This is a genomic window from Flavobacterium pygoscelis, assembly GCF_023162025.1.
GTDB lineage: Bacteria > Bacteroidota > Bacteroidia > Flavobacteriales > Flavobacteriaceae > Flavobacterium > Flavobacterium pygoscelis.
The window spans coordinates 351,004-375,216 of record NZ_JALNUB010000002.1; the positions used below are offsets into that span (position 1 = coordinate 351,004).

The following is a 24,213-nucleotide window of genomic DNA, read 5'->3' on the forward strand; positions in this document are numbered from 1 at the left end:
AATAAAAACGAACCACAAATTTCACGAAATAAAACGTGTACATTTGTGGTTACTTTTTTATAAATAAAATTTTGAAGTACCAATAGAATCCATTCTTTTTGAAACAAATGAAAAAAACTTTACTCCTGTTTTTATTGGCTCCATTTTCATTACTAGCGCAGCAAAATGAGAATACCTGTGAATTAGCTTCAAAAATAAATACATTGTTACAAGAAGAGCATTTTAAACCTAAAAAAGTAGACGACAGTTTATCTGTTTATGTTTTTGATACTTTTATGGACGCACTCGATTTTAATAGAAATATTTTTACCAAAAAAGAATATTTAAAATTACGCAGGCATAGACTTAAATTAGACGATTATATTTTAAAAAATAATTGCTCATTTATGAATGAGTTTGTTTCTGTTTACAAAAACGCTTTGATCAGGAAGAAAAAAGTGCTTCATAAAATACAAAATGATCCTTTTGACTACACAAGTAAAGATTCGATTCGGTTTTCTAAAAAAAATTTTCCATTTGATCTAGTCGCTAAAGACTTAGAACGCGTTTGGAAAAAGAGGCTTAGATACACTATTCTAGAAGATATTGCTAAACTGAGCGTTAATTTAGATTCGTTAGCACAAAATTTTTCGACTCTAGAAAAAGTGAATAAAACAAAACTTTTTGATGCTACTATTTGTCAAGTAGATAATATTTTAGAGAATAAAAATCAAATCGAAGAAGATCTTAAAAATACTTTTTTGAATCTTTTTTGCACTTATTTTGATCCACATACTAATTATTTTTCTCTAGCTGCAAAATCAAGTTTTATGTCTGGCTTGTCTACCAGTACTCTTTCCTTGGGATTAAATTTTAGTTTAGGACAAAATGATGAAATTATCATTACAGAAATTGAACCTGGAGGACCAGCTGCAAAGACTAATAAATTTGAAAAAGAAGATTTAGTTTTAAAAGTTTCTAACAATAAGGGCGTTGCATATGCCGTTTCTTGTTCGTCTATTGAAAAAATTGGAGAAATGATTTCATCAGATTCTAATACCGAAATAGAACTTACTATTCAGAAAAAAAATGGAACTATACAAAATGTTTTGCTTCAAAAACAAATCATGAAGGCGACAACAAATGCCGTTTATAGCTTCATTGCCGAAAAAGAAACAAAAGTAGGATACATTAATATTCCTAATTTTTATTCCAACTTTGATGGTACAATTGTACAAGGATGTGCTGATGATGTTGCCTTAGAGATTGCAAAACTTAAAAAAGACAATATAAAAGGACTGGTTATCGATCTTCAAGATAATGGTGGAGGATCAATAGAAGAAGCGGTGAAACTTGCTGAAATGTTTATTGAAAAAGGTCCGTTATCTATTTTAGTGAATAATAAAAACGAACAAATTATTTTAGAAGTTTGTAATGAAGACAATGTATATGATGGCCCAATTGTTTTATTAATAAATGGAAATTCGGCATCTGCTAGCGAACTCTTTGCGGCAGCAATTCAGGATTACAATAGAGGAATTGTAATAGGAAGCAAGTCATTAGGAAAAGCCACAATGCAATCTATTTTGCCATTGGACGAGCAAAGGCAACAAGATTTTGTAAAAGTTACAGTTGAAAAATTTTATAGAATTACTGGTGAAAGCAATCAGATAAAAGGAATTTTACCCGATGTAGTATTGCCGGTTTTATTTGAAAAAGTTATTTCTAGTGAGGCCAATTATAAAACGGCTTTTAAAAATGAAGATATTATTCCGAAAGTAAAGTTTGTTCCTTTACCCAAAAATTATTTTGCACAGGTAATTGAAAGTAGTAATTTAAGAGTGACCAATAAACTCATATTTAATGAAATTAACTTGGCTAATGAACAAATCAATTTATTTTATAATACACCAAAAAAACCAACAAGATTAATCTTTAAAGATGTTTTTGAAGATGTACATCAAATAGATTCACTTTGGGATAAAGTAAAAAAAATTGTTGAAACTAAAAGTGATTTGGTGATTTCTAATAACACCACCGATTTAGAAAAACTAAAATCAGACACTTTGCAACAAGATATTAATACTTACAAAATAAAAAATATAAAAAACAGTCCCTATTTAGAAGAGGCAATAGCAATTTTAAACGATTACAATACTTTAATCAAAAAATAAAGAGTTAGATAAAATCAACTTTATTTTTAAATACAGTTTTAATTGAGTTCAAAAAATATTTGAATAAATAACTAATAACTGTATTTTTGCAGTACAAAATAATAAATAGCAATGGGAAGAGCATTTGAATTTAGAAAAGGTAGAAAAATGAAACGTTGGTCAGCAATGGCCAAAGCATTTACCAGAATTGGAAAAGATATTGTAATGGCTGTTAAGGAAGGCGGACCAAATCCCGAGGCGAATTCCAGATTAAGAGCTGTTATACAAAATTCAAAGGCAGCAAATATGCCTAAAGAAAACGTAGAACGCGCTATAAAAAAAGCAACCGATAAAGATACTGCCAATTATAAAGAAGTTTTATTTGAAGGATATGCACCTCACGGAATTGCACTTTTAGTAGAAACGGCGACTGATAATAATAATAGAACTGTGGCTAATGTAAGAAGCTATTTTAATAAATGCAACGGAACAATGGGAACTCAAGGTTCAGTTGAATTTATGTTTGACCATACTTGTAATTTTAGAATTCCAGCCAACGGAATGGATCCTGAGGAATTAGAGCTAGAATTAATTGACTTTGGTGCTGAAGAAGTTTTTGAAGATGAAGATGGAATATTAATTTATGCGCCTTTTAATAGTTTTGGAACTATACAAAAAGAATTAGAACATAGAGGGATTGAAATTCTTTCGTCAGGTTTTGAAAGAATCCCTCAAATTACCAAAAAACTAACAGAAGCGGAAGTAGCTGATGTTGAAAAATTAATAGAAAAGCTAGAGGAAGATGATGACGTTATGAACGTATATCACACCATGGAAGAGAACTAGTTTTTTTAGTTAATCCTATTTCATACTCAACAAAAAAGTCCTTTTTGCTTCTGTAAAAAGGACTTTTCGATTCCTAATTTATGGTTGATTTATTCCTTAATTACAATAATCAAATTAGTTGTAAGTCTTAATGAAATAAAAACAGACTTGTATTGCAAAAAAGAATAACTATTGTTGGTCATTGAACTTCAATTAATTTTTTTTGTTTTAAATTTGATCAATTCCTCAAAAAAAATACTACACTATAAATTTAAAGCTTTAAACCATTTGGGATTTTGTAGATTTAAATCATAAAATCTAAAATTTGAGCTTATCAAACAGGAACAATATTTAGTTGGTCAAGTATTTATTCCTAATTAAAGAACTTCGTTCAGATGAACGTTTTAAAATATAACATCTATGACAAACAACATTCTAATTGAAAATCAATACAATAGAACTAGTTTATTCGAAAAGGAAAATGTAAACTACTTAGTTCGCGTTTTAAAAAGATTTAATACGGTACCCAAAATAAATAATATCAATATTATTACCTCTGCTACAGAGCCTACTGTTTTTAAAATTATCCCCAATAAATCGATTATAATTGGTGCTGACTTTTTAAATCAACCCGTTTTAGCTTTAGTTTATTTAAGATATGGTATCGAATGGCAACTGTGGTATAAGGCCTTAAACAATGAAAAAAAAGACATTGTATTGTGTGACATTGCAGCACTTGAAGTGACTCGAATATTTTATAAATTACTTCCTAAAGATGATAAAGAAAAACTAGACAATCTTGATTATTTTTTAATCAATTTAATTAAAAATGAAACTGATTTTAGCACTGAATCTTCTTTGAATCATGAAGGACTTGATGTTTTTCATGGTTTGAAAACATCCGGAAAAGAATGTAAAGAATCCTGGAAGCCTATTATAGAAAATCTTGCCAAACCAACCGAATATTTATTAATGGCTGGAGGTGATCTTAGATTAAATATTGATGAAATTGAATTATTAAATAAATACGGTTGCCGACCTTTTCCTAGACCAGATGCTTTTACTTTTGCTTCATCAACAGCTACAAGTGTTTCTAATTTTGCTTTTGATAAAACCGATAAAGTCAGAAGCATTTTAATTAATAATAGCCTAAAAAACGGATTCAAAAAAACAACAATAGAGTTTACTGAGTTATTGAAAAATAATCTTAGAAAAACATTCAAGTTAAATGAAGAATGTGAAATCATTTTTTCACCCTCAGGTACCGATTCTTCTCTTCAAATTGCAGCGATAACTCAAATTATCTCCGAAAAAAATATTACGCATATTTTAGTTGCTTCTGACGAAACTGGCAGCGGTGTGGCTTCTGCATTAAAAGGGAATCATTTTGAAAATACGACAGCTTTAAATTATCCGGTTAAAAAAGGAGATCGAATTGAAGGTTTTAGAGATGTCGATTTGATTGAAATTCCTTTTAGAGATGAAAATGGAGTATTAAAATCATCTGATCAATTAGACGAAGAAGTGCTGAATGCCATTACTAAAACTAATGAGCTAGGGAGACATGTGGTATTGCATACCATGGATCAATCAAAATTAGGATATCAATCTCCTAGTGATGGATTTATTCAAAAATTAAATTCACTTAAAAAGTTATCCATTCAGATAATTGTAGATGGTTCACAACTGCGATTAGATCCAAAAGACATTCAAAATTATCTTAGTAAAGGATATATTGTTACTATTACGGGAAGTAAATACTTCACTGGTCCACCCTATTGCGGTGCATTAATTTTACCTAAAAATGTAAATAAATTAATTCGTTCTGTAAAAACTTCGTTACCTAAAGGATTAACCCAGTATTATAATCATTCCGACTGGCCCACTTCATGGTTTTGTTCAAATGAATTATCAGAAGGATATAACTATGGCTCTTATATGCGCTGGAATGCTGCCATAGTAGAAATGGATCGATACTATAAAACACCTGTTCTATATCGAAATATGGGAATTGAGATGTTTTGTAATTTTGTGGATGACTCTATAAAAGATGCCTCTTTTTTAGAGCCTATTTATGGTGATGAAACCAAATCTAAAACTTACTATAGTAAAGAATTTGGTATTAGAAATATACGAACCATTTTCCCATTCTTCATTCTTAAAGACAATGAACCTTTATCGGTTGATAAAGTTAAAAAGCTATATACTTTATTAAATTCTGATTTATCAGATCAGTTTGAAGGTTCTTCGATAGAAATCATTCGACTTGCTGCACAAAAATGTCATATAGGTCAAGCCGTAAATGTAAAATATAGTACTGGTTTTGAAAGTGCTGTTTTAAGAATGAGTTTGGGTGCAAGGGTTATTTCTGAAAGTTGGGTCAATAGAGACATTAGTCTATTTTTTAGAAACATAGAATTACAAATGAATCAAATTACCATCATTATAAAAAAGATAGAATTGTTACTTAGTAATCCTGAGTTATTAGATTAAATAAAAAGGAATATGCTAGTTTAAACTTAAATAAGCTTTGGTGACATTTTTTAATAAGCTAAGAATTTTAAACTATTAAAAAATCAGTCTTTTTACTTCAAAAAAAAGTCCCATTTGCAAATGCAAACGGGACTTTTTTTTATGAATATATGTTATTTTATAAATTCTATTTTTTGAGCTTCTTCTTGATTAATACTGTCAAAGAAACCTTGTTCGTTCATCCAATCATCGCTAAACACTTTGCTCATATAACGAGAACCATGATCCGGAAAAATAGCAATAACATTACTGTTTTCATCAAACTCTCCTTGTTCTGCGTATTGTTTAATAGCTTGCATTACAGCTCCAGAAGTGTAACCCACAAATAAGCCTTCTTTTTTAGTGATTTCTCTCGCTGCATGTGCACTTTCCTCGTCAGTTACCTTTATGAATTTATCAATAACATCAAAATCTGTAGCTGATGGAATTAAGTTTTTCCCTAGACCTTCAATTCTGTATGGATAAATTTCGTCGTTGTCAAACTCTTTTGTTTCATGGTATTTTTTTAAAACCGAACCAAAAGCATCAACTCCTAGAATTTTAATATTTGGATTTTGCTCTTTTAAATATTTAGCCGTTCCAGAAATAGTTCCTCCCGTTCCGCTACAAGCTACAAGATGTGTGATTTTACCGTTTGTTTGTTTCCATATTTCTGGTCCCGTAGATTTGTAATGCGCATCAATATTCAATTGATTGAAATACTGATTGATATACACCGAACCTTTAGTTTCTTCGTGCAAACGTTTTGCCACATTGTAATAAGAACGTTCATCATCTGCGGCAACGTGTGCTGGACACACATATACTTTTGCACCCAAACTACGAAGCATATCTATTTTATCTTTTGAAGATTTTGAACTAACAGCTAGAATACAATTATATCCTTTTATGATACTTACCATCGCTAAACTAAAACCAGTATTACCTGATGTAGTTTCGATTATTGTATCACCTGGAGTTAATATTCCTTTTTTTTCAGCTTCTTCAATTATGTATAATGCTATTCTGTCTTTAGAGGAATGTCCTGGATTAAAGGCTTCTACTTTAGCATAGAAATTACCTTTTAAATCTTCAGTAACTTTATTTAGTTTAATAAGTGGAGTATCTCCTATTAATTCTAAAACATTATTGTAAGCATTTATTTCATTTTTCATAAAAAAAATAGTTAGTCGAGAACAATTTATAAATTATTCGCGAACGATACAAATTTAACAAAAAAAAGTAATTACTTTTTAATTTGTTCTAAATCTAATAAAAAAGTATATTCTTTTGCTAATTCCTTTAATGCTTCAAATCGTCCAGAAGCGCCACCATGACCCGCATCCATATTCGTATTTAAATATAGAACTGTATCATTTGTTTTTTGAGTCCTTAACTTAGCAACCCATTTCGCAGGTTCCCAATATTGTACTTGAGAGTCATGAAGTCCTGTAGAAACATACATATTAGGATAATTTTGTGCTTTTACATTATCGTATGGTGAATAAGACAACATATAATCATAATATTTTTTTACGTTCGGATTTCCCCATTCGTCATATTCTCCTGTAGTAAGCGGAATTGTATCGTCTAACATGGTAGTTATTACATCAACAAAAGGAACTTGTGCAATGACTCCATTATACAATTCTGGAGCCATATTTACCACTGCACCCATCAATAAACCTCCTGCAGAACCACCTTCAGCATACAAATGTTTTGGTGAAGTATATTTTTCACTGATCAAGAATTTAGAACAATCAATAAAATCAGTAAAGGTGTTTTTCTTTTTTAGTAATTTCCCATCTTCATACCATTGTCTTCCTAAATCTTCACCACCGCGTATGTGTGCTATTGCAAAAACAAAACCTCTATCAAGTATTGATAATCGAGTTGAAGAAAAATACGTATCCATAGTAACTCCATAAGAACCGTAAGCATAAAGTAAAAGAGGATTGTTACCGTCTTTTTTTAATCCCTTTCTATAAATCATAGAGATTGGTACTTTAGTTCCATCAGTAGCTGTAGCCCATACACGTTCTTCGATATAATTATTTTTATCAAATTGACCACCAAGAACTTGTTGTTCTTTTTTGACTTCTTTCTCTTTGGTTTTCATGTTAAAATCGATAACAGAAGACGGAGTAGCCAATGACTGATAACTATAACGCAAAATATCCGTATCAAAATCTACATTTGTGGTAGTATAAGCGCTGTATGTTTCGCTACCAAAAGGCAAATAATATTCTCCTTGCCCGCTCCATGGCATTATTCTTATGTGATTTAAGCCATTAGATCGCTCTTCGACTACCAGATAATTGCTAAAAATTTCAATATCTTCTAATAAAACATCTTTTCTATGGGCAATAACATCTTTCCAATTCTCTTTTTTAGTTGCGTTTTCAGGAGTTTTCATCAACTTAAAATTAGTTGCTTTGTCCTTATTAGTCATAATATAGAAAGAATCACCAAAATGAGAAATACTATATTCTAGACCACGAACCCTTGGCTGAAAAACTACAAATTCTCCGTCAGGAGTATCTGCGTTTAAGATTCTATATTCAGTAGTCAGAGTACTTCCTGATCCGATTACAATATATTTTTTTGATTTTTCTTTACCAACAGAGACATTAAAAGTATCATCTTTTTCATTAAAAACTAATACATCATCAACTGCACTTGTTCCTAATTTATGTTTAAAAACCTTATCTGAACGGAGTGTAACTTCATCTTGTTTAGTATAAAAGATAGTTTTATTATCATTGGCCCAAACAGAACTTCCTGTAGCGTTTTCAATCTTATCGGAAAGTATTTCGCCTGTTTCTAAATTCTTTATCTGGATAGTATAAATACGTCTTCCTACAGTGTCCATACCAAAACTAACATATTTATTATCGAGACTTACACTTAAACCTCCCAACTGAAAGTAGGAATGCCCAACAGCCATTTCATTGCAATTAAATAATATTTCTTCTGCAGCGTCAAGAGTTTCTTTTTTTCTAGAATAAATAGGATAATCTTTTCCAGTTTCAAAACGTGTTATATAGTAATACCCGTTGTATAAGTACGGTACAGATTGGTCGTCCTCCTTAATACGTGATTTCATTTCCTCGTACAATTCTTTTTGAAAACCTTTCGTATCGGCAGTCATGGCATCGTAATAAGTGTTTTCCTGATTCAAATAATCAATAACTTCAGGATTTTCTCTGTCGTTCAACCAGAAGTAATTATCTACTCTTTTTGCAGCATGCTTTTCTAAGGTTTTGGGAATTATTTTAGCGATTGGAGTCGGAATATTTTTTGACATTTTTTGTGCTTTAATTTTAGTGTATGAACTTGCAAAAATAACACAAAGACAACTTAAGACGATCTTATTTTTCATGAATTTTTATTGATTATCAGTATGCAATATACTAATTTTGCTTTTCAGTTTAATTTAAATATTTAAATATGGATTTAATGGGAATGATGGGTAAACTTAAAGAAACCCAACAAAAAATAGAAGACACAAAAAAACGTTTGGATACGGTTTTGATAAACGAACAAAGCAATGATGCTTTATTAAAAGTTACCTTAACTGCCAATACGGCTATAAAATCTATTGCAATCGATGATAGTTTGCTTCAAGATAAAGAGCAATTAGAAGACTATTTAATTTTAGTTTTAAATAAAGCCATTGAAAAAGCAACTAAACTAAACCAATCAGAATTAGATGCTGTTACTAAAATGGATATGCCAATGATTCCAGGAATGGAAGATTTATTTAAATAATTATAAATGATGAATTATGAATTTTCAATTGTAAAATTCATAATTCATCATCTTTTATTTACAGTTTAGATAGAGTTTCTAAAACGTAAGTATGCATTACCTCTCTGTAATCCAAGTGCGTTACAATTCTTAGTTTTCCTTGCCCCATTGAACTAATAGAAATATTTTTCTGTTTCAGCAATTCAATTAAGTTTTTTTCGATGCAGTTAGGAACTAATTTAAAAATCAAAATATTAGTTTCAACCGGTTCTACTGATTCTACCCAAGAAACATTTTTTAATACTTCAGCAATTTCCTTCGCTCTCCTATGATCTTCAGAAAGACGCTCAATATTATTATCTAAAGCATAAATTCCTGCGGCAGCTAAATAACCCACTTGACGCATTCCGCCTCCAAGTATTTTACGAATACGTAGTGCTCTATGTATTGTTGCCTTATCACCTATTAAAACAGAACCTATCGGTGCGCCTAAACCTTTAGACAAACAAACCGAAATGGTATCAAAAAGTTGTCCGAATGCTTTTGGATCTTGCTTTTTGGCAATTAAAGCATTCCAAATACGGGCACCATCCATGTGAAATTTTAAATTGTTAGCCTCACAAACTTGCTTAATTTTATATAATTCTTCTAATTCATAACAAGCACCGCCCCCTTTATTAGTCGTATTTTCTACACATACTAAACTGGTCATCGGACTGTGATAAAACTCAGGATCATTGATTGCATTGGTTACTTGTTCCGCAGTAATCATTCCGCGAACTCCATCTAATAAACAACAAGAAACACCACTGTTAAAAGATACTCCACCTCCTTCATAATGGTATACATGAGCATATTTATCAGCGATTAGTTGTTCTCCTGGTTGGGTATGTAACTTTATAGCCGTTTGATTGGCCATAGTTCCTGACGGAAAAAAAAGCCCCGCTTCCATTCCGAACATTTCAGCCACCTTGGCCTCCAACTCAATAACGGTTGGATCTTGCTTGTAAACATCATCACCAACTACTGCATTTAACATGTGCACTAACATTTCGCGTGATGGTTTTGTAATGGTATCGCTAACTAAATTTATTTCCATATAGTGTTTATTATTTATATTGTGTCGAAGTATCAACTTGCTCCTCCATTAAAAATTATCTATTTTTGCAACACAAAATTACATAATTTATGACAACTACCGAACAAATAAAAGGTATTGTAGAGCGCCTTGGTGCGTTGAGGAGGTATCTTTGACGTTGATGCCAAATTAATTGAGATTTCTAACGAAGAAGAAAAAACTTTTGCTCCAGACTTTTGGAATAACGCGAAAGAAGCCGAAATAATTGTAAAGAACCTCAGAAATAAAAAAAAATGGATCGAAGATTACAATAAAGCCGTTGAAATGACGGATGAATTGCAACTCGCCTATGATTTTTATAGAGAAGGGGAACTTGCTGTAGAAGAGCTTGACGAACAGTATAATTTGACCCAAAGTCACATTGAAGCGATAGAGTTTAAAAACATGCTCTCAGACGAAGGCGATACCTTGAGCGCTGTTATACAAATTACTGCAGGTGCAGGAGGAACAGAAAGTTGCGATTGGGCAGAAATGCTTATGCGTATGTACATGATGTGGGGCGAAAAGTATGGTTATAAAATCAAAGAACTTAACTTTCAAAAAGGAGAAGCTGCGGGAATCAAAACCGTTACTCTTGAATTTGAAGGCGATTATTCATTTGGATATTTAAAAGGAGAAAATGGCGTTCATCGATTGGTTCGTATTTCGCCTTTTGATAGTAATGCTAAACGACACACGTCTTTTGTATCTGTTTATGTTTACCCGCTTGTAGATGATAGTATCGAAATTGATATCAATCCTGCTGATATTGAAATTACAACGTCTAGATCAAGTGGTGCAGGAGGACAAAATGTAAATAAAGTAGAAACTAAAGTGCAATTATTTCACAAACCTACTGGAATTCAAATACAATGTTCAGAAACACGATCACAACAAGACAACAGACAACGTGCCATGCAAATGCTACGTTCCCAATTGTATGAAATAGAGCTAAAAAAGAAGCAAGCCCAACGCGCAGATATTGAAGCTGGAAAAATGAAAATAGAATGGGGTTCTCAAATTAGAAATTACGTTATGCAACCTTATAAATTAGTCAAAGATGTTCGTACAGGTTATGAAACGAGTAACGTAGATGGCGTAATGAATGGGGAAATTGATGAATTCCTAAAAGCCTATTTAATGATGATGGGACAAAAGGAAGAAGAATAGAACTCTTATTAAAACCAGATTTTGTACTAAATTCGATTTTTAGAGTATCTACCTGAATCCATTTAGTTATAAAAAATCCTAATACAATAAAAGGATAAAATAAAAAGCCTCTCCACTTTCTGATACAGAAATTGTGGTGAGGCTTTTATTTTTTGTATTACGTTTTTATTGAAGAAAACTATGAGCTCTACTCCGAAATTTAAAACCATTCAATTAAAGAAACCCCTACACCTACACTAGTTTGTAGATGATTGTAATCGATCATAGACTCTCCGTATCCATGCGCAACTTGCAAGAATCCTTTTAAATTATTTTTAATTGGATAAGACCAAGAGAAAGAAGCGCCACCGTTTGCTTTCGAATTAAAATTAAAATTATAACTACCCGTTAATGACAGTATATTTCCATTTTTAGTATAAATAACGTTCATATCACCTCGTCCTATATAAGAGGAAATATCCGGATTGTCATCTTTTTTTGCTCGTAAAACAAACCAAGGTCTAACATAAACACTCCAATTATTGCGTTCAAAACCAGCATGAAAAATTATTCTGTTCCAACTTCTCGAGTAGGGATTACTTTTCCCATTTGATTCATGATTAAAAGCTACACCAACCATTCGGGTTTTAAAACCTAAAATATTAAGTTTTACAGGAACATTCAAAATCACTTCAGGCTCATAATTAATTTCTCTAAAAGGACGTGACAAAGCATCATTATAAATTTGCCAATGCGAAACTTGAGTGTATCCAACCCATAAATCACCATGTCCCCAAAAGATACTTTGTAAAATCTTAGTTTTAAAACTCAATTGAAATTTAGCTTCGATATTATTATAGTTAACTCCGTCTGGAACTACATAATCGGGACCTTCATTCACAGAAATAGGTTGCTCATTAGGAGAACTAGACCATCTAAGCGGGATAACATATATGGGTTTATACGGTGTAATTAAGAATGTCCCTCTTACTGAAGTGGTATCCAACTCCCATCGTTCGTTCATATTCCTAATTTGCGTTTTATTATTAAACAAAGCTTGAATTTGCGCATTTACAGAAAAAATAGAAAATAAAAAAACAATTACTGCTAACTTTATTGGGGTACAATTCATAATTAAAAATATTAATATCGCCGGCAAAAATAAACTTTTACAGTACCAAATTGTTCTATAATTTCATTTAATCCTTACATAAATACCATTTTAATTCTTGTTAAAGAATCTGGAAATATTAGGAAATTTAAAGCCAATTTGTTTTATTTGATGAGTAATTAACCAAATCCAAACTACAAATAATGAAATCTTATTCTGTTCAAGAAATAAATGAAGTTTTAAAAGGAGTTATCGTCGGAAATACGTCTCATAACATTACAGCTCCAGAACAACTAGAAGTAGCTAATGAAACTGAAATTTCTTTTATTGGAAACAAAAAATATGAGAAATTATGGCAATCTTCTAAAGCTTGTGTTGCCGTTGTAAATGAAGATATTTCTATTGAACCTGGAGAAAATAAGGCTTTTATAAAGGTTAAAAATGCTGATTTAGCAATGTCTCAAGTTTTAGAACTTTTTGCTCCACCTACTCCAATTTTTCATACTGATATTCATCCAACTGCAATTGTAGACACCACAGCAACTATTTGTAATGGAGTTCGAATTGGTGCAGGTTGTTATATAGGACCAAAAGTGATCATTGGAGACAACAGCACTATTTATCCTAACGTAACGATACTTGATGAGTCTACAATAGGTAAAAATACTGTAATTTGGTCTGGAACGGTTATCAGAGAACGTTGCATTATTGGTAACGATTGTATTATACACCCTAATGCTACTATTGGTGCAGACGGATTTGGATTTCGTCCTGATCCACAAAGAGGTCTTGTAAAAATACCTCAAATAGGTAACGTAATAATAGGTAATAATGTAGAAATAGGAGCTAATTCTTGTATTGATAGAGGTAAATTTAGTTCTACTGTTTTAGGCGATGGTTGCAAAATTGATAATTTAGTGCAAATTGGACACAATAGTAAACTGGGTAAATTTTGTATTATGGCAGGTAACAGCGGATTAGCAGGCTCTGTAACATTAGGAAATGGAGTGATTATAGGAGGAAGCGCTTCTATAAAAGACCATACTACTATAGGAGATGGTGCAATCGTAGGTGCTGGTTCAGGTGTAACTGGTGATATTCCAGCAGGAAAAACCATGTTAGGATATCCCGCAGTAGAAGCTAGAGATGCTCTAAAACAATGGGCTATTCTAAAAAGATTAGTAAACGAATCTAAAAATAAATAATACGTATTTTATTGAATTCATAAAAAACAGAACTAAAATTCTGTTTTTTTTGTATTAAAACGAAATATAAATTCTATTTTCTTTCTAATATGATAAAATATTAAAATTGATTCCATTTGATTTTGTATTTTAGCGCAAATTTTTTTAATAATATTTCATCATGGATTTAAACTTCAACAAAAACGAAGATCACAATAAACTTTTACTTTCCACATTACGCCAAAAATTAACAGTGGTTAAATTAGGTGGTGGCGAAAAACGCATTCAAAAATTACATGCTGAAGGTAAAATGACAGCAAGAGAACGCATCGATTATTTATTAGATCCAAAAGCAAAAAGCATTGAAATTGGCGCTTTTGTTGGCGAAGGAATGTACGCGGATCACGGTGGCTGTCCTTCTGGTGGCGTAGTGGTAAAAATGGGATACATTAGAGGCAAACAATGTATAGTAGTAGCCAATGATGCTACCGTAAAAGCGGGTGCATGGTTTCCTATAACGGCTAAGAAAAATTTACGCGCACAGGAAATTGCTATGGAGAATCGTCTTCCAATTATTTATTTGGTTGATAGTGCTGGAGTATATCTTCCGCTTCAAGACGAAATTTTTCCTGACAAAGAACACTTTGGAAGAATATTTAGAAATAATGCTCAAATGAGTAGTATGGGTATTACCCAAATTGCTGCTGTTATGGGAAGTTGTGTTGCTGGTGGTGCTTACTTACCAATTATGAGTGACGAAGCCATGATTGTTGACAAAACAGGAAGTATCTTTTTGGCTGGTAGTTACTTGGTTAAAGCCGCTATTGGAGAAAGTATTGATAATGAAACATTAGGTGGAGCAACCACACATTGTGAAATTTCTGGAGTCACAGATTATAAAGCGAAAGATGATAAAGACGCTTTAGACAGAATAAAAAATATTATAGACAAAATAGGTGACTTTGATAAAGCCGGTTTTAGCAGAATAAAAGCAGAAAAACCAGCATTGGATGAAAAAGAGATTTACGGAGTTTTGCCTAAAGCACGTAATGAACAATATGACATGATGGAAATCATCAATCGTTTAGTTGATAATTCAGAGTTTGAAGCGTATAAAGACGGTTATGGACAAACCATTATTACGGGTTATGCGAGAATTGATGGTTGGGCAGTTGGAATTGTTGCTAACCAACGAAAAGTAGTCAAAACCAAGAACGGTGAAATGCAATTTGGAGGTGTAATTTATTCTGATAGTGCAGACAAAGCGACTCGTTTTATTGCGAATTGCAATCAAAAGAAAATTCCTTTAGTTTTCGTACAAGATGTTACGGGATTTATGGTTGGTTCAAAATCTGAGCACGGAGGAATCATAAAAGATGGAGCAAAAATGGTAAATGCTGTTTCTAATTCTGTGGTACCAAAATTTACAGTTATTGTTGGAAATTCATACGGTGCAGGAAATTATGCAATGTGTGGTAAAGCTTATGATCCTAGATTAATATTTGCTTGGCCAAGTGCAGAATTAGCGGTAATGGGTGGTACACAAGCAGCAAAAGTATTAGCACAAATTGAAGCTTCTTCGCTTAAAGCGAAAGGTGAGATTGTAGATGAGGCAAAAGAGAAAGCATTATTTGATAAAATAAAAGCGAGATATGACGAACAAGTTTCTCCATATTATGCTGCTTCTAGATTATGGACAGATGCTATTATAGATCCTATTGATACTAGAACATGGATCTCTATGGGTATCGAAGCTGCGAATCATTCTCCTATTGAGAAAAAATTTAACTTAGGAGTAATTCAAGTTTAATTAAAATTAATCAATTACATATAAAAAAAGCATCTGTTTTCATCAGATGCTTTTTTTATGATTAAAAACTAAATATTTTTTAAAATCTCTTTTCTTTTTATTTTTCCATTTTCTGTTTCAATAAATTTTTTAGTAAAAAAAACAGCCTTTGGTTTTTCATATTTATCCAAATCATCAAAAATAGTTTCCTCTAAAGGATACTCATCCCCTTCTATAATAAGTACTAATTTCTCTCCTAAATTGGCATCCGCAACACCTATTACAAAAAATCGGGAGGCAATTTTTTGAGCCAACTTGTCTTCAATTTTTTCTGGTATTAATTTAATTCCTCCACTATTAATCACATTGTCAATTCTTCCTAGAAAGATAAATTGATTCTCATTGACTATAGTTACTAAATCATTCGTAACTAAAATTTCAGACGTAAGATTGGGAGCACTAATTACCAAACAATTTCGATTATCTTGACTTATTGCAACATTAGGTAAAAGCGAAAAAACCTCTTCATTTATTTTCTTTGCAGCAATATGAGTAATCGTTTCTGTCATTCCATAAGTCTCGTAAACCTTAGACTTTATTTTTAGTAGCTCTTTTCTCAATTCACTATTGAGTTTAGCTCCTCCAATAATTATCTTTTTGACGTTAACGAATTCAGATAAACAATTTTGAATTTGCAAAGGCACCATAGCAACAAAATCATAACTCGCATTTTCCCGAATTAAAGGATGTGAAGTGGGTGCTACAAAATCAATTGCTAATCCTAAAATTAATCCTCTTACAAACATCATTTTACCCGCAATATATTTCATCGGTAAACAATGCAAAGCGGTGTCACCTGGTTTCAAGTCAAAAAAATCACCCGTTGCAAGCGCAGAATTAACCATTGCTTTTTTTTCGATTCTGATTTTCTTAGGAGCGCCAGTAGTGCCGGAGGTAGTTAGTTCAATAAATGATTTCTGATCAAACCAATCGAGTATAAAGTCGCCCATCTCTTTTTCATAACTCTCTCCCTCTTTAATAAAACTATAGGCTACTCGACATAAATCATTTTTATTGAGATGATACCCATTAAGTTTAAATAAATTATGGACATTTTTATAGGTAACTTTATGGTTCATATTCATTTATTATTTAATTATCGAAAAGGTTAAATTTTTCCAGTTAATTTTTCTTTCCAATTGTTCCAATTGTATTTTTTACTAAAAATAAATAAAAGTAAAGGGAAAATAACTAAAACAGGAAAAAAAACCTCATATCCTGCCGATGGTTCAGAAATATCTTTAAAAATTGAATGTGTCTGTAAAGCAGTCCAATCTGCAGTTACGAGCAATGCACCAATCAAATTATTAGCAGCATGAAATCCTAAAGCAAGCTCCATACCTTCATCCATTAATGTAATTATTCCAAGAAAAAATCCGGTTCCTATATAATAGACCATGATTATTGGACCAACTTTAGCTACTTCAGGATTAAAATAATGCAAACTTCCAAAAATCAAAGACGTTAATAACAGCGGAAACCACTTGTTTTTAGCCAAATTGGCAAAACCTTGCATTAAATAACCTCTAAAAATATATTCCTCACAACTTGTTTGTATCGGAACAAGAAGTATGGCTATTACTGCTAAAATTGCAAATGGAATGGGTTTAAAATTAAATATAAAGTTAGTAGGATCGTAAAAATAAGACAACAAAGTAGTAATAATAGTAAAAGCAGACCATAGAGAAAAGGAAAATATAATACGTTTCCAATCTACTTTATTTCTAGAAGTTGTAACGGAAAGAATAGTTTGTTTGTGTATCAAACGCACAACACCATAAACTGCTATCATTGTAAAAACAAAAGAAAACAAAACTAACAACAAGGTTAGATTGGAATCAAAGTAACTCATTACTGCATCATTTGTGGTTGGATACAGCTTTTTACTTGAAAACGAATCATACAATATTGCTGCTACAAATATAATTTGCCCAACGAATGAAGCAAATATAATAGCCAACGATCCCAAAATATACTTCCAAAAGTGATTTTCTGGTTTAACTCCTTGTTCTATAAACATAAATTTTTGTTTAATTTAATGTGTAATCAGCTAAACAAATCTTATTTTTGCGAGATAAAAATAAAATTGACAACTTTTACAAACTAATTATAATAAATATGATACAAATATACCATAATTCACGTTGTGGAAAATCTAGAAATTGTTTACTAGAATTGCAACATTCAAAAAAAGATTTTGAAATCATTAATTACTTAATAAACCCTCCATCCTTTGACGAATTATCAAGTATCATCGAAAAACTAAATATCAATCCAATTGATTTAGTTCGAAAAAAAGAACAAATATGGATAGATCAATTTAAAGACCAGAAAATGAGTGATCAAGAAATAATTACAGCCATGATAACTCACCCTATTTTGATTGAAAGACCTATTGTGATCAAAGATAATAAAGCAATAATAGCAAGAGATTTAGAAAAACTAGAAGGTTTTATTTAATATTCTGAGCACACTTTAATTAACATATATTTATGAATTCTGGTTTTAAACCAAAATCAATTTTTATAGTCTAATATTATATAACCAATGTTTTTAAAAATGAAAAAAATAAAATCTGTTTTAATTCTTGTTCTCTTTCTAACAACCATTTTCAGTTTTGCTCAGGAATCTCCAGTTGCAAAAATAAAAATTTCAGGTAAAGTAGTTGAAAAAACAAGTAATCAACCGCTTGAATACGCAACCATAACTTTTTTTGCTGCAAACAATCCCAAAGCAATTGCTGGTGGTATTACCAATCCCAAAGGAGAATTTGATATCGAAATTAAACCAGGTATTTATGATATAAAAATTGAGTTCATATCTTTCAAGATTAAAGAAATTAAACAAAAGGCTTTAAATACAACTAGCAGTTTAGGTTTAATTAGTTTAGAAGAAGATGTAAACCAATTAAACGAGGTTGTTATTCGTACCGAAAAAACAACTGTTGAAATTAAATTAGACAAGAAAGTTTACAATGTAGGAAGTGACCTTATGGTAAAAGGTGGAACAGTAAGTGATGTTTTAGACAATATTCCATCTGTTTCTGTCGATGTAGAAGGAAATGTAAGTCTTCGTGGCAATGATAATGTTAGAGTACTTATTGACGGGAAACCATCAAATGCGATTAACATAGCCGAAGCATTGCGTTTGATTCCAGCAGATGCTATCGAAAAAGTTGAAGTAATAACAAATCCGTCCGCAAGATATGATGCTGAAGGTGGTGGAGGTTTATTAAATATCATCTTGAAAAAAGGAAAAAACCAAGGTTTAAACGGAACATTTATAGCTTCTACCGGATATCCAGAAACTTATGGTTTGAGCGGAAATATAAATTATAAATCTAAAAATTTCAACCTTTTTACCACTCAAGGATATAACAATCGCAACAGTCCGGGAAACTCATTCACTAATTCAGAATATTTAAATCCAGACAATACTACCCGTAATTATATCTACGAGAACAGAGACAATAAAAGAAATAACAAAGGATATAATGGTAATTTTGGTATCGAATTATATTTAAATAAATCAACTTCATGGACAAACGCTATAAATTATAGAAAAAGTAAAGGGGACAATGTTGATGATGTTCTTCAAAATTATTACGACTCCGGTTTTAATTATGATTACACTCGCAATAGAATCAATGGAGAAATTAGCGATAGTGAAAGCGTAGAGTTTACAACAAATTTTATTAAAAAATTCAAAAGAGACGGCCATAAATTAACAATTGACGGTTCGTTTTCTACAAGTGATGATCTGAACGATGCTATAATTACTGACAAAGCAACCAACACAAATATTGTTAAATTTGACAATACAATAAATAATCAAACACAAGGTAGAAATTTAATTCAAATGGATTATGTTTTACCTTTTGGAAAAGGAAGTCAATTTGAAGCAGGATATCGTGGTGATTTTTCAAAATTACTTACTGATTACGAAGTAGAAAATGATGGCGTAATTAACAACAATTTTACTAATTCATTAGAATATAAAGAGAAAGTAAATGCTCTTTATACACAATATGGGTTAAAAATTGATAAGTTTTCTGCTCTTTTTGGACTTCGTTTTGAAGATTCAAATATTGAAATCAATTTATTAGGCACCAATAATTATAATACTAAAAAGTACAACAACTTTTTTCCAAGTGCCTTTTTCACTTATGAAATATCAGACAAAAGTAGTGCTTCTGTAAGCTATAGTCGCAGAATACAAAGACCTAGAGGGCGTTTTTTAAATCCCTTTAGTAATTTATCTAGTAACATCAACATTTTTGTTGGAAACCCTGATTTAAATCCTGCGTTCTCTGATGCAATTGATTTAGGTTTTATCAAAAGATGGGACAAATTGACCTTTAATACTTCTTTGTATGTTAATAAAACTTCAGATTCATTTCAATTTGCACGAAGAGAATCAGGTGCTTTCGTTAACGGAACGCCAGTATTAATTAGCTCACCAATAAATATAGCAACAGAATACAGAACAGGATTTGAATTTACTTTGAATTATTCTCCTTATAAATGGTGGAAATTAAATGGGAATTTCAATTTCTACAGAACAGAAACACAAGGAGATTTCTCCTATACTGATTTTAACAGTAACTTAGTGACTCAAGACTTTGGAAATATTGCTACTTCTTGGTCTTCAAGAATAACATCAAAAATAACCTTGCCTTACAAAATTGATTGGCAAACAAATGCAAGTTATAACGCACCACAAACAAGCGCTCAAGGTAAAAGTTTAGGTGTATTTGGAGCGAACTTAGCCTTTAGCAAAGACATCTTGAAGGAAAAAGGAACTCTTGCATTTAACGTAAGTGATGTATTTAATTCTAGAAAAAGAATTACTGAAAATTATTTAGCAGGTGTTGTAAATTCATACAGCGAAATGCAATACAGACAAAGACAGTTTACTTTATCATTTACATACCGCTTTAACAAGCCTAAAAATGAAAGAGAAAGACCTAAACAAAATCAAAACGATAGTGAAGGTGACTTTCAAGGATAAAAAAAAAGGACTCCAAAAATGGGGTCCTTTTTTTATAATATAAAAACAAATAAGCACAAAAAAAAGGGCCCATGAAAATGAGTCCTTTTTTTATTTAACAAAGAGTTTTAAACTGATTGTTGTTCTTGCTTCTTTTTATCTCTTTTCTCTTTGTATGCTTCCCAAGTTGCACCACCTACCCAATAGGATACGAAACTAACTAAAAAAAACATTAACCAGAATCCTATAGTAAGAACGGTTAAGAAAAGTAAAAAGCCTAAATACTGTGAAAATTCAAACATGTTTTCCGGAATTTTTGAATGTAGCCACAAATGTAAGTCTAATTCCTTTTCATACCAATAAAAAAGTATAAAAACTACTAATGAATTTTTATAAAAAAGGAATTATCCGTATTTTTGAACTCAGAATTTGGAGCTATTCCCGCTGTGCTCTCCAATCTTTTCTTTTTTAAGAAAAAAAGTAAAGGATTTCCGTTTCCATCGGGGCTAAAAATCTAGTAAACTACATATTTATAAATACCAACAACATGAAATTTAGAATAGAAAAAGACACCATGGGTGAAGTGCAGGTTCCTGCAGAAAAATATTGGGGCGCACAAACTGAACGCTCTCGTAATAACTTTAAAATAGGTCCATCGGCATCTATGCCTAAAGAAATTATTGAAGGTTTTGCTTATCTAAAAAAAGCGGCGGCTTACGCTAATTGCGATTTAGGAGTTTTGCCTACAGAAAAAAGAGATGCAATAGCTGCTGTTTGTGATGAAATATTAGCTGGAAAACTTCATGATGAATTTCCATTGGTAATTTGGCAAACGGGTTCTGGTACGCAAAGTAACATGAACGTAAATGAAGTTGTTGCAAATCGTGCACAAGTACTTAAAGGATTTAATATAGGTGAAGGAGAACAATTCATCAAAGCGAATGACGATGTAAACAAATCACAATCTTCTAATGATACTTTTCCAACAGGAATGCACATTGCTGCTTACAAAGCAGTGGTTGAAGTCACCATTCCAGGCGTTGAAAAGCTAAGAGATACATTGCACGCTAAAGCAATTGAATTCAAAAATGTGGTTAAAATTGGACGTACGCATTTAATGGATGCTACCCCACTAACATTAGGACAAGAAATTTCAGGATATGTAGCGCAATTAAACTACGGTTTAAAAGCAGTTAAAAATACATTGGCTCACTTATCAGAAGTAGCTTTAGGAGGAACTGCAGTAGGAACTGGATTAAATACACCAGAAGGATATGATGTAAAAGTTGCTCAATATATTGCAGAATTTACAGGACATCCGTTTGTTACTGCTGAAAATAAATTTGAAGCATTAGCAGCACATGATGCTATTGTAGAATCTCACGGAGCTTTAAAACAATTAGCAGTTTCTTTAAATAAGATTGCTAATGACGTTCGTATGTTAGCTTCTGGACCACGTTCAGGAATTGGAGAAATCATTATTCCAGAAAACGAACCGGGATCATCGATCATGCCAGGAAAAGTAAATCCAACACAATGTGAAGCATTAACTATGGTTTGCGCACAAGTGATGGGGAATGACGTTGCTATTACTGTAGGTGGAATGCAAGGGCAATATGAATTAAATGTTTTCAAACCATTAATGGCAGCTAACTTTTTGCAATCGGCTCGTTTATTAGGTGACGCTTGTCTTTCTTTTGATGAACATTGTGCTCAAGGTATCGAACCAAATTACAAACGCATCAAAGAATTAGTTGATAACTCATTAATGCTAGTTACAGCTTTGAATACTAAAATTGGTTACTACAAATCGGCTGAAATTGCACAAACAGCGCATAAAAACGGCACAACTTTAAAAGATGAGGCCGTTCGTTTAGGATATGTAACCGCAGAAGATTTTGATGCTTGGGTAAAACCTGAAGACATGGTAGGAAGTTTGAAATAAACCTCACTAAAATCTAAAATAAAAAAAATCCCAAATTCCATCTTAAACTCTGGAATTTGGGATTTACTATTTTATTGAAAACAAAAAAAAAATTACAAATAATTTGAACTGTAAACTTGATACTTATTTGTGTAAAAGCTGTTTTTAATTATTTATCTGAAAGCTAAGTAATACAATAAAAAAATCCCAAATTCCATCTTAAACTCTGGAATTTGGGATTTACTATTTTATAAATAATTTTCTAAACGTGCAATGCTCTATTATCTGTAGCCGCTAATGCAGCTTCTTTAATAGCTTCCGCAAAGGTAGGATGTGCATGTGACATTCTAGAAATATCTTCAGCAGATGCTTTAAACTCCATTGCTGTAACTGCTTCAGCAATTAAATCAGCGCAACGAGCACCAATCATGTGAACGCCAAGAACCTCATCTGTTTTTGCATCAGCAAGAATTTTTACGAATCCGTCTAAATCTCCTCCTGCTCTCGCACGACCTAAAGCTTTGAAAGGGAAACTTCCTGATTTATAATCTACTCCAGCAGCTTTTAATTGCTCTTCTGTTTGTCCTACTGCAGCCACTTCTGGCCAAGTGTAAACAACACCAGGAATTAAGTTATAATCGATATGTGGTTTTTGACCAGCTAAAATTTCAGCAACCATAGTTCCTTCTTCTTCCGCTTTGTGTGCCAACATTGCTCCACGAACAACATCACCAATAGCATAGATATTAGGAACATTAGTTTGCAAATGATCGTTTACTTCAACCATTCCTCTGTCAGAAATTTTCACTCCAGCTTTGTCTGCATTCAAACCTTCTGTGTAAGGACGACGACCTACAGAAACTAAAGAATAATCTCCTTCTAAAGTAATTGTTTCTCCTTTAGCATTCTCTGCTTGAACAACAACTCCTTCTCCATTTCTTTCTACTGATTTCACTTTGTGTGAAACGTAGAATTTCATTCCTTGTTTTTTTAATACTTTAGTCAATTCTTTAGACAATGAAGCATCCATTCCAGGAATGATTCTGTCCAAATATTCTACTACAGAAACTTGCGCTCCTAAACGTAAATATACTTGACCTAACTCGATACCAATAACTCCACCACCAATAATAACTAGGTGTTTAGGAACTTCTTTCAGTTTTAACGCTTCTGTAGAAGTGATGATTCTTTCTTTATCAATTTTGATAAATGGTAAAGAAGATGGTTTAGAACCAGTAGCAATAATTATATTTTTAGCCTCGATAGTTTCAGAAGTTCCATCCGCTTTAGCAACCGCAACATGCGTAGCATCTACAAATGAACCTAAACCTTCAAGAACTGTAATTTTATTTTTATCCATCAAAAATTTCACACCACCAGAAGTTTGGTCAACAACAGCTTGTTTGCGTGCAATCATTTTCTCTAAATTCACTTTTACTTCTCCAGAAACTTCGATTCCGTGCTCTGCAAAATGGGAAATTTCACTATAATGATGCGAAGAAGCAAGCAAAGCTTTAGAAGGAATACAACCTACATTTAGACAAGTTCCACCTAAAGTAGAATATTTCTCGATAATTGCTGTTTTAAAACCCAGTTGCGCACAACGAATTGCTGATACATATCCTCCAGGTCCTGAACCTATAATGACTACGTCAAATGAACTCATAGTAAT

Annotated in this window: 18 protein-coding genes; 10 read left to right on the forward strand and 8 right to left on the reverse strand. The window is 32.0% G+C overall.

The window, feature by feature from the left end; translation table 11 throughout:
* Nucleotides 1–107 precede the first annotated feature (107 nt).
* The 3 genes from MW871_RS03745 (at nt 108) to MW871_RS03755 (ending at nt 5,450) form a co-directional block, all read left to right on the forward strand.
* Entirely contained in the window at nt 108–2,153 is a 2,046-nt protein-coding gene (locus tag MW871_RS03745) for a S41 family peptidase (RefSeq protein WP_248427605.1), read from the forward strand.
* Between the two features lie 111 nt (nt 2,154–2,264).
* A complete protein-coding gene (locus MW871_RS03750; protein ID WP_188050308.1) occupies nt 2,265–2,978 on the forward strand; it encodes a YebC/PmpR family DNA-binding transcriptional regulator in 714 nt (237 codons plus the stop codon).
* Between the two features lie 399 nt (nt 2,979–3,377).
* Nucleotides 3,378–5,450 (forward strand): hypothetical protein, encoded by a 2,073-nt coding sequence (locus MW871_RS03755; protein ID WP_248427606.1) that lies wholly within the window; start codon nt 3,378–3,380, stop codon nt 5,448–5,450.
* 152 nt (nt 5,451–5,602) lie between these two features.
* Here MW871_RS03755 and capA read toward each other — a convergent pair whose 3' ends face one another.
* Nucleotides 5,603–6,643, reverse strand: coding sequence for a cysteate synthase (gene capA, locus MW871_RS03760; protein WP_210646212.1), 1,041 nt, complete (start codon nt 6,641–6,643; stop codon nt 5,603–5,605).
* A 71-nt stretch (nt 6,644–6,714) separates the two neighbouring features.
* Entirely contained in the window at nt 6,715–8,850 is a 2,136-nt protein-coding gene (locus MW871_RS03765; protein WP_248427607.1) for a S9 family peptidase, read from the reverse strand.
* A gap of 68 nt (nt 8,851–8,918) precedes the next feature.
* Between MW871_RS03765 and MW871_RS03770 the strand changes: the two genes are divergently transcribed.
* Complete coding sequence (locus tag MW871_RS03770) at nt 8,919–9,239, forward strand: YbaB/EbfC family nucleoid-associated protein (RefSeq protein ID WP_210646210.1); 321 nt, start codon at nt 8,919–8,921, stop codon at nt 9,237–9,239.
* Nucleotides 9,240–9,297: 58 nt separating this feature from the next.
* Here the strand turns inward: MW871_RS03770 and MW871_RS03775 are convergent, their stop codons facing one another.
* The gene (locus tag MW871_RS03775; protein ID WP_248427608.1) at nt 9,298–10,317 is read right to left on the reverse strand and encodes a threonine aldolase family protein; all 1,020 of its coding nucleotides are present in this window, start codon (nt 10,315–10,317) and stop codon (nt 9,298–9,300) included.
* An 89-nt stretch (nt 10,318–10,406) separates the two neighbouring features.
* On the opposite strand from MW871_RS03775, the gene prfB reads away from it, so the two are divergent.
* A protein-coding gene (gene prfB / locus MW871_RS03780; RefSeq protein WP_248427609.1) for a peptide chain release factor 2 occupies nt 10,407–11,505 on the forward strand; the annotation gives its coding sequence in 2 pieces (ribosomal slippage) (nt 10,407–10,469 and nt 10,471–11,505; 1,098 coding nt in all).
* A gap of 199 nt (nt 11,506–11,704) precedes the next feature.
* On the opposite strand, the gene MW871_RS03785 is transcribed toward prfB, so the two are convergent.
* Nucleotides 11,705–12,616, reverse strand: a complete 912-nt coding sequence (locus MW871_RS03785) for a phospholipase A (RefSeq protein ID WP_248427610.1) — start codon at nt 12,614–12,616, stop codon at nt 11,705–11,707.
* Nucleotides 12,617–12,798: 182 nt separating this feature from the next.
* Between MW871_RS03785 and lpxD the strand changes: the two genes are divergently transcribed.
* Nucleotides 12,799–13,800: a UDP-3-O-(3-hydroxymyristoyl)glucosamine N-acyltransferase gene (gene lpxD / locus MW871_RS03790; RefSeq protein WP_248427611.1), complete on the forward strand. Its 1,002-nt coding sequence runs from the start codon at nt 12,799–12,801 to the stop codon at nt 13,798–13,800.
* A 160-nt stretch (nt 13,801–13,960) separates the two neighbouring features.
* Nucleotides 13,961–15,589 (forward strand): acyl-CoA carboxylase subunit beta, encoded by a 1,629-nt coding sequence (locus MW871_RS03795; RefSeq protein WP_188050299.1) that lies wholly within the window; start codon nt 13,961–13,963, stop codon nt 15,587–15,589.
* A gap of 68 nt (nt 15,590–15,657) precedes the next feature.
* Here the strand turns inward: MW871_RS03795 and MW871_RS03800 are convergent, their stop codons facing one another.
* Both MW871_RS03800 and MW871_RS03805 read right to left on the reverse strand, forming a co-directional pair.
* Entirely contained in the window at nt 15,658–16,707 is a 1,050-nt protein-coding gene (locus MW871_RS03800) for an AMP-binding protein (protein WP_248427612.1), read from the reverse strand.
* Between the two features lie 29 nt (nt 16,708–16,736).
* Entirely contained in the window at nt 16,737–17,648 is a 912-nt protein-coding gene (locus MW871_RS03805) for a CPBP family intramembrane glutamic endopeptidase (protein WP_248427613.1), read from the reverse strand.
* 98 nt (nt 17,649–17,746) lie between these two features.
* Here MW871_RS03805 and MW871_RS03810 point away from each other — a divergent pair, with 98 nt between their 5' ends.
* Together MW871_RS03810 and MW871_RS03815 are read left to right on the forward strand one after the other, a co-directional pair.
* Nucleotides 17,747–18,088, forward strand: a complete 342-nt coding sequence (locus MW871_RS03810; protein WP_248427614.1) for an ArsC/Spx/MgsR family protein — start codon at nt 17,747–17,749, stop codon at nt 18,086–18,088.
* A 99-nt stretch (nt 18,089–18,187) separates the two neighbouring features.
* Nucleotides 18,188–20,638, forward strand: coding sequence for a TonB-dependent receptor (locus tag MW871_RS03815; RefSeq protein ID WP_188050295.1), 2,451 nt, complete (start codon nt 18,188–18,190; stop codon nt 20,636–20,638).
* 107 nt (nt 20,639–20,745) lie between these two features.
* On the opposite strand, the gene MW871_RS03820 is transcribed toward MW871_RS03815, so the two are convergent.
* A complete protein-coding gene (locus MW871_RS03820) occupies nt 20,746–20,919 on the reverse strand; it encodes a hypothetical protein (protein ID WP_188050294.1) in 174 nt (57 codons plus the stop codon).
* A gap of 245 nt (nt 20,920–21,164) precedes the next feature.
* On the opposite strand from MW871_RS03820, the gene fumC reads away from it, so the two are divergent.
* Nucleotides 21,165–22,562, forward strand: a complete 1,398-nt coding sequence (fumC, locus tag MW871_RS03825) for a class II fumarate hydratase (protein WP_248427615.1) — start codon at nt 21,165–21,167, stop codon at nt 22,560–22,562.
* A gap of 241 nt (nt 22,563–22,803) precedes the next feature.
* Here the strand turns inward: fumC and lpdA are convergent, their stop codons facing one another.
* Nucleotides 22,804–24,207 carry a dihydrolipoyl dehydrogenase gene (gene lpdA / locus MW871_RS03830; protein WP_248427616.1) on the reverse strand — a complete coding sequence of 468 codons (1,404 nt, stop codon included), beginning with the start codon at nt 24,205–24,207 and terminating at the stop codon, nt 22,804–22,806.
* Between the last annotated feature and the right edge of the window lie 6 nt (nt 24,208–24,213).